Source organism: Delftia lacustris, from assembly GCF_040267515.1.
Classification (GTDB): Bacteria; Pseudomonadota; Gammaproteobacteria; order Burkholderiales; family Burkholderiaceae_C; genus Comamonas; species Comamonas tsuruhatensis.
Genome location: NZ_CP141274.1, coordinates 301,720 through 316,058, shown reverse-complemented (window position 1 = coordinate 316,058; position 14,339 = coordinate 301,720). Strand labels below are relative to the sequence as shown.

13 protein-coding genes are annotated in these 14,339 nt (G+C 68.3%); 6 read left to right on the top strand and 7 right to left on the bottom strand.

The window, feature by feature from the left end:
- The first annotated feature begins 106 nt into the window (after positions 1–106).
- From U6958_RS02870 to U6958_RS02845, 6 genes are all read left to right on the top strand, one after another.
- Positions 107–1,411, top strand: coding sequence for a Glu/Leu/Phe/Val dehydrogenase (locus tag U6958_RS02870; protein WP_016450234.1), 1,305 nt, complete (start codon positions 107–109; stop codon positions 1,409–1,411).
- A gap of 320 nt (positions 1,412–1,731) precedes the next feature.
- On the top strand, positions 1,732–2,700 hold the full coding sequence (locus tag U6958_RS02865; RefSeq protein WP_012202149.1) for a tripartite tricarboxylate transporter substrate binding protein: 969 nt from the start codon (positions 1,732–1,734) through the stop codon (positions 2,698–2,700).
- A 20-nt stretch (positions 2,701–2,720) separates the two neighbouring features.
- Entirely contained in the window at positions 2,721–4,301 is a 1,581-nt protein-coding gene (locus U6958_RS02860) for a class I adenylate-forming enzyme family protein (RefSeq protein WP_074921223.1), read from the top strand.
- 20 nt (positions 4,302–4,321) lie between these two features.
- Positions 4,322–5,320 carry a tripartite tricarboxylate transporter substrate binding protein gene (locus tag U6958_RS02855; protein WP_065345467.1) on the top strand — a complete coding sequence of 333 codons (999 nt, stop codon included), beginning with the start codon at positions 4,322–4,324 and terminating at the stop codon, positions 5,318–5,320.
- A gap of 194 nt (positions 5,321–5,514) precedes the next feature.
- On the top strand, positions 5,515–5,967 hold the full coding sequence (locus U6958_RS02850; protein WP_074921260.1) for a PaaI family thioesterase: 453 nt from the start codon (positions 5,515–5,517) through the stop codon (positions 5,965–5,967).
- Between the two features lie 38 nt (positions 5,968–6,005).
- Positions 6,006–6,416 (top strand): Rap1a/Tai family immunity protein, encoded by a 411-nt coding sequence (locus tag U6958_RS02845; protein ID WP_012202145.1) that lies wholly within the window; start codon positions 6,006–6,008, stop codon positions 6,414–6,416.
- 163 nt (positions 6,417–6,579) lie between these two features.
- Here the strand turns inward: U6958_RS02845 and U6958_RS02840 are convergent, their stop codons facing one another.
- The 7 genes from U6958_RS02840 to U6958_RS02810 form a co-directional block, all read right to left on the bottom strand.
- Entirely contained in the window at positions 6,580–7,125 is a 546-nt protein-coding gene (locus tag U6958_RS02840; RefSeq protein ID WP_012202143.1) for a hypothetical protein, read from the bottom strand.
- 138 nt (positions 7,126–7,263) lie between these two features.
- Positions 7,264–8,343, bottom strand: coding sequence for a tripartite tricarboxylate transporter substrate binding protein (locus U6958_RS02835; RefSeq protein WP_074921222.1), 1,080 nt, complete (start codon positions 8,341–8,343; stop codon positions 7,264–7,266).
- Between the two features lie 187 nt (positions 8,344–8,530).
- Positions 8,531–9,403 (bottom strand): CoA ester lyase, encoded by an 873-nt coding sequence (locus U6958_RS02830; RefSeq protein ID WP_074921221.1) that lies wholly within the window; start codon positions 9,401–9,403, stop codon positions 8,531–8,533.
- A gap of 23 nt (positions 9,404–9,426) precedes the next feature.
- Positions 9,427–10,434 (bottom strand): tripartite tricarboxylate transporter substrate binding protein BugD, encoded by a 1,008-nt coding sequence (locus tag U6958_RS02825; RefSeq protein WP_074921220.1) that lies wholly within the window; start codon positions 10,432–10,434, stop codon positions 9,427–9,429.
- Positions 10,435–10,537: 103 nt separating this feature from the next.
- A complete protein-coding gene (locus U6958_RS02820) occupies positions 10,538–11,902 on the bottom strand; it encodes an MmgE/PrpD family protein (RefSeq protein ID WP_074921259.1) in 1,365 nt (454 codons plus the stop codon).
- Between the two features lie 41 nt (positions 11,903–11,943).
- Complete coding sequence (locus tag U6958_RS02815; RefSeq protein ID WP_013800090.1) at positions 11,944–13,146, bottom strand: CaiB/BaiF CoA-transferase family protein; 1,203 nt, start codon at positions 13,144–13,146, stop codon at positions 11,944–11,946.
- Positions 13,147–13,157: 11 nt separating this feature from the next.
- Positions 13,158–14,324, bottom strand: a complete 1,167-nt coding sequence (locus U6958_RS02810) for an acyl-CoA dehydrogenase family protein (RefSeq protein WP_016450242.1) — start codon at positions 14,322–14,324, stop codon at positions 13,158–13,160.
- Between the last annotated feature and the right edge of the window lie 15 nt (positions 14,325–14,339).

The window sequence follows — 14,339 nt, the reverse complement described above, 5'->3', positions numbered from 1 at the left end:
ATGGTTATGCATTAAATGCATAAGGCTCTCGCGCATAAGGCGTTGGACAGCGCATAGCCCCGGGAATAAGCTCAAAACCCTCAGACAACTCTTGTGTGGAACCACCATGCAGCAACCCGCTTCGGCCGGCGTTACCAACCACGCCATCCCTTCCTACCTGCAGGCCGATCACCTCGGCCCCTGGGGCAATTACCTGCAGCAGGTCGATCGCGTCACCCCCTACCTGGGCCATCTCGCCCGCTGGGTCGAAACCCTCAAGCGCCCCAAGCGCATCCTGATCGTCGATGTGCCGATCGAGCTGGACAACGGCACCATCGCCCACTACGAAGGCTACCGCGTGCAGCACAACCTGAGCCGCGGCCCCGGCAAGGGCGGCGTGCGTTTCCACCAGGACGTGACCCTGTCCGAAGTCATGGCCCTGTCGGCCTGGATGTCGGTCAAGAACGCGGCCGTCAACGTGCCCTACGGCGGCGCCAAGGGCGGCATCCGTGTCGATCCCAAGACGCTGTCGCGCGGTGAGCTGGAGCGCCTGACGCGCCGCTACACCAGCGAGATCGGCCTGCTGATCGGCCCCTCCAAGGACATTCCAGCGCCTGACGTCAACACGAACGGCCAGATCATGTCCTGGATGATGGACACCTACTCCATGAACACCGGCGCCACCGCCACCGGCGTGGTCACGGGCAAGCCCGTGGACCTGGGCGGCTCGCTGGGCCGCGTCGAGGCCACCGGCCGCGGCGTGTTCACCGTGGGCGTGGAAGCGGCCAAGCTGACCGGCCTGTCGGTCCAGGGCGCGCGCATTGCTGTGCAGGGCTTCGGCAACGTGGGCGGCACGGCGGGCAAGCTGTTCGCCGACGCGGGCGCCAAGGTCGTGGCCGTGCAGGACCACACCGGCACCATCCGCAACGCCAACGGCCTGGATGTGACGGCCCTGCTGGCCCACGTGGCCGCCAAGGGCGGCGTGGGCGGCTTTGACGGCGCCGAAGCCATGGACGCTGCCGATTTCTGGGGCGTGGACTGCGACATCCTGATCCCCGCCGCACTGGAAGGCCAGATCACCAAGGACAACGCCGGCAAGATCAAGGCCAAGATGGTGATCGAGGGCGCCAACGGCCCCACCACCACCGAGGCCGACGACATCCTGACCGAAAAGGGCGTGCTGGTGCTGCCCGACGTGCTGGCCAATGCCGGCGGCGTGACGGTGAGCTACTTCGAATGGGTGCAGGACTTCTCCAGCTTCTTCTGGAGCGAGGACGAGATCAACGCCCGCCTGGTGCGCATCATGCAGGACGCCTTCGCGGCCATCTGGCAGGTGGCCCAGCAGCACGGCGTGACGCTGCGCACCGCCACCTTCATCGTGGCCTGCCAGCGCATCCTGCATGCCCGCGAAATGCGGGGACTGTATCCCTGATCACCCCCTGAGGCGCTGACGCGCCTTCCCCCTCTCTGCTTGCTTCGCAAGGGAGGGGGACGACACCCTCGCGGCGGGGCGGCCCTTGCTCGGTGTCCCTGACTTGGGACGCGCCAGTTTTTGGCGCTGTGCACCACACGGTCAATGAAAGGCGCTTCGGCGCCTTTTTTCTTGTGGCCGCCTTTTCGGCAAGGGGTTAGCACGCGTTCCAGTGGGCCTAAGCGCGGGTTTCCGAATGGCGAAGCGGATCTCCAGTCAAACCCTGGTGCCCTGTGGCCCAGGGTTTTCTATCGTTGCGGGCAGTGAACTGGAGACTGCCCATGACCGTCCGCCGCAGCCTGCTGGCCCTGCTGGCCGCTTTGCCTTTTTTCTCCCTGGCTCCTGCCGCCGCGCTGGCGGCGGCCTGGCCTGAACGCCCCATCACCATCGTGGTGCCGGCCGCCGCTGGCGGCACCACGGACATTGCCGCGCGCGTGCTGGCCGAGAAGATGGGCAAGGACCTGGGCACGTCGGTGGTGGTGGAGAACAAGGGCGGGGGCGGCGGCAGCATCGGCACGGCCCAGGTGGCGCGCGCCAGGCCCGATGGCTACACGCTGCTCATGGGCAACATCGGCCCGGTGGCCATCAATTTCAGCCTGTACAAGCAGCTCAGCTACAAGGAAAGCGATCTGCGCGGCATCACCAATGTGATCTCCGTGCCCAACATCCTCGTGGTCCATGCCGATTCGCCCGTGCGCAGCGTGCGCGAGCTGGTGGAGCTGGCCAGGACCCGGCGCCTGAACGTGTCCACGTCGGGCGTGGGCCAGTCGCCGCACATGTCCTCTGAGATGTTCCGCCAGAAGGCCGGCATCGAGGTCACGCTCGTGCCCTTTCCCGGGGCCGCGCCTGCGGTCACGGCGCTGCTGGGCCAGCAGGTGGACTACATGATCGACAACCTGCCCAGCTCCATGCCGCACATCAGGAGCGGCAAGTTCCGCGCGCTGGCCATCACCAGCGCCACGCGCTCGGCCCAGTTGCCCGAGGTGCCCACCATGACCGAGGCCGGCGTACCCATGCAGGTCACGGCCTGGTTCGGCCTGCTGGCCCCTGCCGGCACGCCCGATGCCGTGGTCGAGCGCATCCAGCAGTCGGCCCGGCGCGCCATGCAGACGGCCGAGGTGCGCCAGCGCTTTGCCGACCTGGGCGGCGTGCCCGGTGGCGAGACACCGGCCGAGTACGACGCCTTCATCGCCCAGGAACGCAAGAGCTGGGCCCAGATCGTCAAGGCCGCAGGCCTGTCGCTGGAATAGTGGTCCCTCCCGTCCCTCCCATGCAAGAAGACATCGCCTCCCTGCTGCGCCAGCCCTTTGGCTCGCTGCCCGAACTCGTCGCGCTGCAGGCCAGCCAGCGCCCCCGCCACACCGCCCTGGCCATGGACGGCCGCAGCCTCGACTACGCCGCGCTGCGCCTGGGCATGGACCGCGTGGCCCTGCGCCTGCAACGCCAGGGCCTGGGCCCCGGCGACGTGGTGGCCATCTGCGCGGGCAGCTCGCCCGAGTACGTGCTGGCCTTCCTGGGCGCGCTGCGCGCGGGCGTGGCCGTGGCGCCGCTGGCCCCGTCGGCCACCGCCGGCCACCTGAGCGCCATGCTGGACAACTGCGGCGCCCGGCTGGTACTGCGCGACGCGGACACCGCCGCGCAATGGCCGCTGCAGGCCGGACAGGATCTGCAATGCGTGGCCCTGGACGGCGCTGCCGAGGCCGGCATGCCGTGGTCGCAATGGCTGGCTGCGGACGAAGCGGACCATGGCACGGCACCCACGCCCATCCACCCCCAGCCCGACTGGCCCTTCAACGTCATCTACTCCTCGGGCACCACGGGCGTGCCCAAGGGCATCGTCCAGTCCTGGGCCATGCGCTGGGCCCACGTGCAGCGCGCCATCCACAACGGCTACGGGCCCGATGCCGTCTCGCTGTGCGCCACGCCGCTGTACTCCAACACCACCCTGGTCGCGGCCCTGCCCACGCTGGGCCTGGGCGGCACCCTGGTGCTGATGCGCAAGTTCGACGCGGCGCACTACCTGGAACTGGCCGAGCGCCACCGTGCCACCCACACCATGCTCGTGCCCGTGCAGTACCAGCGGCTGATGCAGTGCCCGGGGTTCGACGGCGCCGCCCTGAGCCGCCTGCAGCACAAGTTCTGCACCAGCGCACCGTTCCATCCCGCGCTCAAGGCCGAGGTGCTGCGCCGCTGGCCCGGACGGCTCATCGAGTACTACGGCATGACCGAAGGCGGCGTGCGCTGCGAGCTGCACTGCCATGACTTCCCAGACAAGCTTCACACCGTGGGCAGGCCGGGACCGGGCGCCGACATCCGCTTCATCGATGAGCAGGGCCGCGAACTTCCGCCCGGCGAGCAGGGCGAGATCGTGGGCCGCTCGGCCGGGATGATGAGCGGCTACCACCGCCTGCCCGACAAGACGCAGGAGGCCGAATGGTTCGATGCCCAGGGCCTGCGCTTCATCCGCAGCGGCGACGTGGGCCGTCTGGACGAGGACGGCTTCATCGTGCTGGGCGACCGCAAGAAGGACATGATCATCACGGGCGGCTTCAACGTCTACCCGAGCGACATCGAGTCCGTGCTGCTGCAGCACCCGCAGGTGGCCGAATGCGCGGTGATCGGCGTGCCCTCCGATGCTTGGGGCGAGACCCCCGTGGCCTACGCCGTGGCGCGCCCCGATGCCACACCCTCGGCCACCGAGCTGCGCGAATGGCTCAACGCCCGCGTGGGCAAGACCCAGCGCGTGGCCGAGCTGCGGCTGGCCGCCAGCCTGCCGCGCAGCGAGATCGGCAAAGTGCTCAAGCGCGCGCTGCGCGAGCAGTACCAGGCCGGCGCCCTGTCCACTTCATGAAACGGAGTCCCCCCATGCCCATGCCCATGCACCCACTCCCGCGCCGCCGCCTGCTGTCCTGCCTGGCCCTGGCGACCTGCGCCCTGCTGGCCCCGGCCACCCATCTCGCCCATGCTGCCGAGGCCTGGCCTGCCAAGCCCATCCAGCTGGTCATTCCCTATCCACCCGGCGGCAGTGCCGACCTGCTGGGCCGCCCGCTGGCCGTGCAGCTGCAGCAGCAGCTGGGCCAGCCCGTGGTGCTCGAATACAAGCCCGGCGCGGGCGGCACGCTGGCCTCGCAATACGTGGCGCGCGCCAGGCCCGATGGCTACACCGTGCTCATGGTGCTGGCCGCCCATGCCATCAACGACAGCCTCTATCCCAAGCTGCCCTACGACACCCGCCGCGACTTCGCGCCCGTGTCTTTGGTGGCCAACCTGCCCATGGTGGTTGCGGCCAGCAGCAAGCTGCCGGCAAAGAACATCCAGGAACTCATCCAGGCCGCCAAGGCCAACCCCGGCAAGCTCACCTTCGGCTCGGCGGGCAACGGCAACACGGGGCATCTTGCGGCCGAGTACTTCGGCTCCATGGCAGGCGTGCGCATGACCCATGTGCCCTACAAGGGCAGTGCGGGCGTGGTCAACGCCATGCTGGCCGGCGACATCGACCTGACCTTCGACAGCATCTCCACCTCCATGCCCCACATCCGCAGCGGGCGCATGCACGCGCTGGCCGTCACCAGCCCGCAGCGCTCGGCGCTGGCGCCCGAGGTGGCCACCATCCAGGAGCAGGGCATCGCAGGCTTCGACGTGACCGGCTGGTACGCCGTCATCGCGCCGGCCGGCACGCCCGCCGAAGCCACCCAGCGCCTGAGCCGCGAGATCGCCTCCGCCCTGCGCCAGCCCGCGCTGCAGGCCCAGCTGGCCGCCGGCGGCTACGAGCCCGTGGGCTCCACGCCCGAGGCGCTGCAGGCGCATATCGACAAGGAAATCACGCGCTGGGCCACTGTCGTCAAATCGACAGGTGCACGGGTGGATTGAAAGTCACCCCCTGAGCGGCTGCGCCGCTTCCCCCGTGTGCACGGCGCCCTCTCTCGCTTCGCGGGAGGGGGGCATCCGGGCAACCGGCGGCACCCTCGGTGCGGGGCGGCGCGGCCGGCGTAGGCCCTTCCTCGGTGCCCCGGAGTCGGTACACGCCAGTCTCGAGCGCCGCGCCCAATGCGATGATCATGTCCATGAATACACCCATCAAAGACCACCCGGCCAACCCCTTCGAAGGCGAGGCGCCCGGCATCCTCTTCGGCCTGCCCATGCCCATGGCCCGCGCCATGAAGCTCAGCGGTGAACGCATCGGCGATGACCGCGCCCAGATCCGCATGGGCTTTCAACCGGACCAGGCCAACAGCCGCGGCGACGTGCACGGCGGCGCCATCGCCTCGCTGCTGGACTGCGCCCTGGCCTCGGCCTGCCGCTCGCACGACCCCACGGCCTTCGGCGTGGCCACCATCGATCTCACGCTGCACTACGTCTCGGCCGGCAGGGGCGATCTCATCGCCACCGCCCACTGCGAGCGGCGCGGCCGCTCCATCAGCTTCGCGCGCGGCGAAGTGCGTTCCGAGGACGGCACCCTGGTGGCCCTGGCCACCGGCACCTTCAAGCTGATGGCGCGTGGCGGGGCTCAGGCCTGAGGCGCAAGGTGTCAGTCCCTGACCAGAGCGTTTTGGCCATGACCTGCATCCGTGCCATGGTCTTGCGGCCAATTTCCGTGCTTTGTTTGGCATGGGGTCTCGGCACATCGGTCTGTGCGCACGCCGACACCCGGTTGACACGCCCGACGGCAGACTCTCAGCGGTTGATCATCGAGAACAACAACCTGACGGCGCAGGCATTCTTTTCGGCTTACATGAGCAAGGAAGTGCCGGAAAGAAGGTATGCAGAGATGTACCTGCTCGGCGTTCTCGACGCCACGGAAGGCCGGGCCTGGTGTGACTACCGGCACCTCAAGACCATTACTCTGGCAGAGGTGCTGCACAGCAGTTTGCGAAGCATGGATGCCAGACAGCGCGCAACTCGGGCTGCCCACGTCATCACCGACATTCTCGCCAAACAGTTTCCCTGCCAAGCTGGGCCTCAATGAAACCCTCCCGCATGAGGCCGAAAATCCGGCGCTTGGTGCTGACCATCGGCCTGACAGGCGCAGCACTGGCGCAGGGGCTGCCCGATAGCCCGCCGTGCCTTGCCCCCAGATCGCGGCGCGCACAAGGAAAGCGCATGCCGCGCTTTCCTTTTCACTCAAGCGGTCAGAGCCGCTTTTCCTTGGCCTCGATCAGCTTTTGCATCAGTTCGCAGACCTGCCTGGCCTGCTCCTGGGTGATGTCGATGTTCTCGATCACCGAGCGCTTGAACTGGATGCCGTTGACTGCGCCGCTGTTCTCGATGAAGCCCAGCGTCAGGGTGCGGTTCAGGAAGTAGATGACGGCGGCGATGCCCCAGCCGATCAGCATGACCACCAGGCCTGCAAAGAAGCTCTGGGCCATCATCGACCCGCCCATGAACAGGGACAGGGCACCGATGCCCAGCGCCGTCTTCCAGGGCTTGTGATAGCCGTAGTAGGTGGAGCAGATGCCCTGCAGCGGGATCAGGCGCGACTGGGTGCCCGACAGCGAGGCGCTGCTGAACTCCAGGCGCTCGCTGCCCACGCGGATGGTGGTGGTGGGATCGATGTTGACCTTGGACAGGATCCAGGCGACCAGGCCGCCTTCGCGGCCTGTGATGGCAATGTGGTTGCCCTTGTCGTCTATGGGTTGCTCGCTGGCTTTCCAGGCCTTGATGACCAATGCACTCACGGTAATACCCTCTCTTGAATGTTTGAGAAACCACGGGCTGTCCCGTCATGGCATTGCACCACCGGGGCCGCCTGAGGAGGGGCGATTACAGCACAGGGCATGAGTGCAGCCTTGGGCAACCAGGGCCGCTGTGCGCCATCAACCGGGTTGCACCCCCGCCGACTGCAGCAGCCGCCCCCAGACCGGAGCCTCTTGCGCCCAGGCCTTGCCGAAGCGCTGGGGCGTGTCGTCATCCACGGGCACGAAGCCGGCGGCGATGATGCGGGCCGTGCCTTCGCGGCTGGCCACGGCGCGGTTGGAGATCTCGCCCCATTGCCGCGTGAGGTCGGCCGGCAGGCCCCTGGGGCCGGCGATGGCCAGCCAGCCGGACAGTTCCATGGCCTCGTGGCGGTAGCCGGCCTCGGCAAAGGTGGGTACCTCGGGCAGCAGGGGCACGCGGCGCGTGCCGGTAACGGCCAGGGCGCGCAGCTTGCCTGCATCGATATGGGGCTTGAGCGTGAGCAGGCTGCCCATGCCGATGGGGATGCGCCCGCCCAGCATGTCCTGCACCATCAGCGCCTCGCCCCGGTAGGCTGCATGCGTCATGCCGGCACCGGCCATGTCGCTGAGCACGGCGCAGGCCAGGTGGCCGTGCGAGCCTATGCCGTAGGAGCCATAAGAGAGCTTGCCCGCGTTGGCCTGGGCCCAGGCCATGAATTCGCGCAGGTTGGTGGCGGGCACGTCGGCCGTGACCACCAGGGCGATGGGCGCCATGCACACGCGCGACAGGGGCGTGAGGTCGGTCAGCGGGTCGTAGGCGGTCTTCTTGTAGAGGTATTTGTTGGTGAGCATGGTGGAGGTGGTGCCCAGCAGCAGGGTGAGCCCGTCGGGCGCGGAGCGGACCACCATTTCGCCGCCGATCAGTCCGGCCGCACCGGGCTTGTTGTCCACCACCACGGTCTGGCCCAGCTGCTGGGCCATGCGCTCGCCCAGGATGCGCGCAATCACGTCGGTGGCGCCGCCCGCCGCAAAGGGCACGACGATGCGCACGGGCCGTGTGGCAAAGCCGGCCTGCGCCAGCACGCTGGCGGGCCCCGCCGCCACGGCGCCGGCCGCCAGGGCCAGCGCCTGGCGCCGATTCAATCGGTTATCCAGTCGGTCATCCATTCGGTCTTCAAGTCGGTCATTCAATTGGCCGTTGAATCCGCTGTTCGATGCCGTCCCCGAGATCACTGCCATCACACGCTCCTTTGCCTGGGTGCCCCCATGGGTGGAGACACCGGATCAAGAAACCGCCGTCTCGAAATCAATCGATTTGGCCAAGCGTATTCGAGGAAGATGGATTCACCATCAGGGAAATCATTGGACTGCTTGCATCAGAATCAGAAAACTCCGAGTGCAAAACGGACTTTTCGTCTCATTTTTATCAAGATCGTGCTGCAGATCTCTGTTGCGCCCAGGCATGGCGCAGCAGCACCTGTTCGGCCTGCTTGAGCACGGGCGCATCGACCATGCGGCCGTCCAGCACGCAGACGCCGCCTCCGGCCTCGGCCAGGGCCTGACGCAGGCGCTGCGCGTGGGCCACGGCCGCTGCATCAGGGTCGAAGACGGCGTGCAGGGGCTGCACCTGGGCCGGGTGGATGCACAGCTTGCCGCCAAAGCCCATGCGCCGCGCGCGTGCCGCGTCCTGGGCCAGCCGCTCGGGGTTGCGCGTGTCCACCGTCACGCCGTCCACGGCCGCGCCGATGCCGGCGCGGCGCGAGGCCAGGACCAGGGCCATGCGCATGGGCAGCAGCTCTTCCTCGCCCTGCTCGCAGGCCATGCCCGCATCGACCTGGAAGTCCAGGTGGCCGAAGGCCAGGCGCACCACCTGGGGCGCGGCAGCCAGGGCGTCGGCCGCGTCCAGGCCGGCCACGCTTTCGATGAGGGGCAGCACGGCTGCCCGTGCGCCCGTGGCCTGGGCCACCGCATGCAGGGTCTGGGCGCGCTCGGCCTTGGAGACCATGGCGCCGGCCACGCCCTGATCCACCAGCTGCGCCAGCGCGCGCAGGTCATCCGTATGCCAGGGCGTGCCTTCGGCGTTGATGCGCACCAGCAGGCGGGCACGGGCCGGGCCTTCCAGCGCACCCACGGCCTGGGCCAGCGCCTGGCGGGCGCCGTCCTTGTCGGCCGGGGCCACGGCATCCTCCCAGTCGGCGATGACCATGTCGGCGCCGCTGTCCAGGGCCTTGCCCAGGCGCTCGGGCCGCGTGGCGGGGACGAAGAGAAAGGAAGTGGCCTGTCGCGCCAGATCGTGCATGCGGATGTCCTTGGGAGAGCGGTTTATTCGGCCGAGACGCCTGCGGCCTTGATGACCTTGTCCCAGCGCGCCACCTCGGCCTGCAGGTGGGTGCGCAGGCCTTCCGGCGTGGCCTTGTCGGGCGTGACCAGGTCGGAGCTGAGTTCGGCGATGCGTTTCTTGACGTTCTCGTCCTTGATGGCCACGTTCAGCGCCTTGTTGATGGCCATGACCACCTCCTTGGGCGTGCCCTTGGGCGCGTACATGCCGTGCCAGACCTTGACGTCGAAGCCCTTGAGGCCCTGCTCGTCCAGCGTGGGGATGTCGGGCAGCGAGGACAGGCGCTTGGGCGTGGTCACACCGAAGACCTTGGCGCGCTGGCCGTCCTTGATCACGGGCACGGTCTGCGTGGTCTGGTCGCACAGCAGGTCCACCTGGCCGCCCATGAGGTCGTTCATGGCCGGGCCTGCGCCCTTGTAGGGCACGGTGGTGAGCTTGACGCCCGCCTGGTGCATGAACAGCATGCCGCACAGCTGGGAGACGGCGCCGATGCCGGCATTGGCCAGCGAGACCTTGTCCTGGTTCTTCTTCACGTAGTCCAGCAGCTCGGCGAAGTTGTTGGCCGGGAAGTCCTTGCGCGACAGCAGGGTCATGGGCACGTCCAGCACCTGGCCGATGTACTCGAAGTCCTTGAGCGGGTCATAGGGCAGCTTCTTGTACAGCGCAGGCGCCGTGGCCATGCCCATGTGGTGGATGAGGATGGTGTAGCCGTCTGCCTTGGCCTTGGCCACGCGGTTGGGCGCAATGGTGCCGCCCGCTCCCACGGTGTTCTCGACCAGCACGCTCTGGCCCAGCACCTGGCCCATGGGCACGGCCAGCAGGCGCGCCACCACGTCGGTGGGGCCGCCAGCGCTGTAGGGCACGACGAGGACGACGGGCTTCTCGGGCCAGGCCGCTGCCAGGGCGCCGGTGGTCGTCCCGCCGGCGGCAAGGGCGCAGGCGGCGGCCGCTGCGTAAACGAGGCGGCGGCGGAAAGAAGTGGTGCGTTGCATGGTTTGTCTCCTGTGCACTTTGGTGGAAGCGGGAGGCGCTCTGTGGCGGCGCCTTTCCCATGGATTCGCCGGCCGGGGCCGGCGCGAAAACTCAGTCAAGAACTCAGTCAAGCAGGCGCTGCACGCGCGGCCAGTGCGCGATCCGCCACAGCCGCGCTACGGCGGCCTGGGCGGGGTCGTCCTGCAGGGCACCGCCATAGGCGATCAGTCGCAGCGCCTTGGCCGTGATCTCCTCGCGCGACAGCGTGTTGCCCGGATCGCCCTTGGGTTCTTCCACGCGGCCGTGCAGCGTGCGGCCATCGGTGGTGAGCACGGTGACCTTGCCGATCCAGCGCTGCGGGTAGGCGGCATCGACCTCGGGGTCCAGCACCATGCCCACCTTCTCGCGCAGGGCCACCGTGGTGGCGGCCAGGTATTCGTTGTCGAACTCGTCCAGGCCCGCATGGCCGTGGCGCGCGGCCAGCGCCAGCACCGTGCCCATGGAGAACTTGCTCTGGTGCACCGTGCCGGGATCGACCACGGGGCCCAGCACGTCGATGGCGCCCTGGTGCACGTGGCAGGTGACCTGCGCCAGGTCGGCGGGGGCCAGGCCGTGGTCCTGCATGACCTGCAGCAGCGCGTCGGCGGCCGGGTGCGTGTGGCGGCAGGAGGCATGCCATTTGAACGAGGTCTCGGCCGTGGCCCAGCGCGTGCCGATGCCATCCGTGAGGCGCGTGGGATCGGCGTCCGTGGACATGCCTGCCGCCAGGCCCTGCGGCCCGGTGAAGATGTCCTGCGCACCGGTGAATCCGTCCCGGGCCAGATAGGCCGACATCAGGCCCGCAGCGGCCGCATGCGCCGTGTGCAGCTGCTTGCTGTCGGCGCCCGTGCGCAGGAACTCCCACAGCCCTGCCGACTGCGTGCCGGCCGAGCCGAAGGCATGCTGCATCTGCGCGGGCGTGAGGCCCAGCAGCCGGCCCACGGCAGCGGCTGCAGCCAGGGTGCCGGCCGTGGCCGTGGTGTGGAAGATGCGGTAGTGGCTGCGGCCCAGGAACTCGCCCACGCGGATGCCGACCTCGTAGCCGGCCACGCAGGCGGCCATGAGTTCGGCGCCGCTGGCGCCGATGCTCTGCGCCACCGCCAGCGCGGGCGGGAAGACCACGGCGGCGGGGTGGAAGACCGAGCCGTTGTGCACATCGTCCTGCTCGGCCACATGCGAGGCCGCGGCATTGGCCAGGGCGGCCATCATGGGCGAAGTGGCGGCGTCCTGGCCCAGCACCTCGCTGGGGCCGCCGGCCAGTCCCTGGGACAGCGCAAAGCGCGTGATGCTCTGCACGGGGCGCGCGCCCTGGCCTGCGAGCACGGAGCCGAACCAGTCCACCCAGAGGTCTTCGGCGCGCTGCTGCACGGCGGCGGGAACGTCGTCCCAGCGCAGCGTGGCGGCGAACTGGGCCAGCGGATGGATGCTCACTTGGGTGTCGTTTTTCATGGGTTGGGTCTCCGGCGCATTCTTGGGCATGCGCCCTGGTTTCAGGGGGCGGTTTTTCCCGGGGGCGGGCACAGGGCACTGATGCGTTCGGCGCTCCAGCCCAGCTCGGCCAGGATGGCGGCGCTGTGCTCGCCCACGGCGGGCACGGCCTCCATGCGGTAGTCGAAGGCGCTGTTGGCGCCGGGCGGCAGCAGCGCTTGCACCGGACCGGCCGGCGTGTCCACACTGCACCAGCGCTGGCGTGCGGCCAGCTGCGGATGGGCCCACAGGCCGGCCATGTCGTTGACGCGCGCATTGGCAATGCCGGCAGCATCCAGACGCTGCACGACCTGGGCGGCATCCAGCGCGTTGAACACGCCCAGGATCAGCGCGCGCAGCTCCTCGCGGTTGGCGTTGCGGCGCGCATTGCTGTCAAAGCGCGCATCCGTGGCCAGCGCGGGCTGCAGCAGCACCTGTTCGCAAAAGAGCTTCCACTCGCGTTCGTTTTGCAGGCCCAGCATCACCGTCCCGCCGTCACCGGCCTCGAACGGCCCGTAGGGATAGATGCTGGCGTGCGAGGCGCCGGTGCGCGGCGGCGGCGGCGCGCCGTCGAAGGCGTAGTACATGGGGTAACCCATCCACTCGCCCAGCGCCTCCAGCATGGACACGTCGATGTGGCTGCCCTCGCCCGTGCGCCCGCGCAGCAGCAGGGCCGACAGGATGTTGGTGTAGGCGTACATTCCGGCCGCGATGTCGGCCACCGAGATGCCGGCCTTGGACGGCACCTCGGGCGTGCCCGTGACCGAGAGAAAGCCCGCCTCGCTCTGGATCAGCAGGTCGTAGGCCTTCTTGTCGCGGTAGGGGCCGTCAGCGCCGTAGCCGCTGATGTCGCAGACGATGAGGCGCGGAAAGCGCTCTCGCAGCGCCGCATAGGACAGGCCCATGCGCGCGGCAGCGCCGGGCGCCAGGTTCTGCACCAGCACGTCGGCACCCTCCAGCAGCTGCAGCAGCGCCTGCATGGCCTCGTCCTGCTTGAGGTCCAGCGCCAGGCTCTGCTTGCTGCGGTTGATCCAGGTGAAGTGCGAGGACTGGCCCTGCACGCGCTGGTCATAGCCGCGTGCAAAGTCGCCGCTGCCCGGCCGCTCGACCTTGATCACGCGCGCGCCCAGGTCGGCCAGCTGGCGCGTGCAAAACGGTGCGGCCACCGCATGTTCCAGCGAGACGACGGTGGTGCCGTCCAGGGGCCTCAGGCGTTGCTGTGTCATGCGCAGTGCCTTCAGAAAGAACGCGGGAGACCGAGGATGTGCTCGGCCACGTAGGAGTAAATGAGATTGGTCGAGATCGGCGCCACCTGGTACAGGCGCGTCTCGCGGAACTTGCGCTCCACGTCGTATTCGCAGGCAAAGCCGAAGCCGCCGTGGAACTGGATGCAGGCATTGGCCGCCTCCCAGCTGGCCTTGGCCGCCAGGTACTTGGCCATGTTGGCCTGGGCGCCCATGGCCTGGTTGGCGTCGAACATCTCGCAGGCCTTCCAGCGCATGAGGTTGGCGGCCTCGACCTCGATGAAGGCATCTGCAATGGGGAACTGCACGCCCTGGTTCTGGCCGATGGGGCGGCCGAACACGTTGCGGTCGCGCACATAGTTGGTCACGCGGTCCAGGAACCAGTAGCCGTCGCCAATGCATTCGGCCGCAATCAGCGTGCGCTCGGCATTGAGGCCGTCGAGGATGTACTTGAAGCCCTTGCCTTCCTCGCCGATCAGGTTCTCCTCGGGGATTTCCAGGTTCTCGAAGAACAGCTCGTTGGTCTCGTGGTTGACCATGTTGGGGATGGGGCGCACGGTCAGGCCGCTCTTTTGCGCCTCGGCCAGGTCCACCATGAAGATGGACATGCCCTCGCTCTTTTTCTTCACCTCGGCCAGCGGCGTGGTACGCGCCAGCAGGATCATCCAGTCGCTGTGCTGCACGCGGCTGATCCAGACCTTCTGGCCGTTGACCACGTAGCGGCCATCCTTCTTGACGGCGCTGGTCTTGATCTTGGTGGTGTCCGTGCCCGTGGTGGGCTCGGTCACGCCCATGGACTGCAGGCGCCATTCGCCCGAGGCGATGCGCGGCAGGTATTTCTCCTTTTGCGCCTGCGAGCCGTGGCGCAGCAGCGTGCCCATGTTGTACATCTGGCCATGGCAGGCGCCGGAGTTGCCGCCGCAGCGGTTGATCTCTTCCATGATCACGCTGGCCTCGGTCAGGCCCAGGCCCGAGCCGCCGTACTCCTGCGGGATCAGCGCGGCCAGCCAGCCGGCCTTGGTCAGCGCGTCCACGAAGGTCTCGGGATAGGCGCGCTGCTCGTCGATCTTGCGGAAATACTCGTCAGGGAACTCGGCGCACAGCGCACGGATGGCGTCGCGGATTTCGGGGAAATTGTTGGAAAGCGTTTGTTCGATCATGGTGGTCTCAAGGCT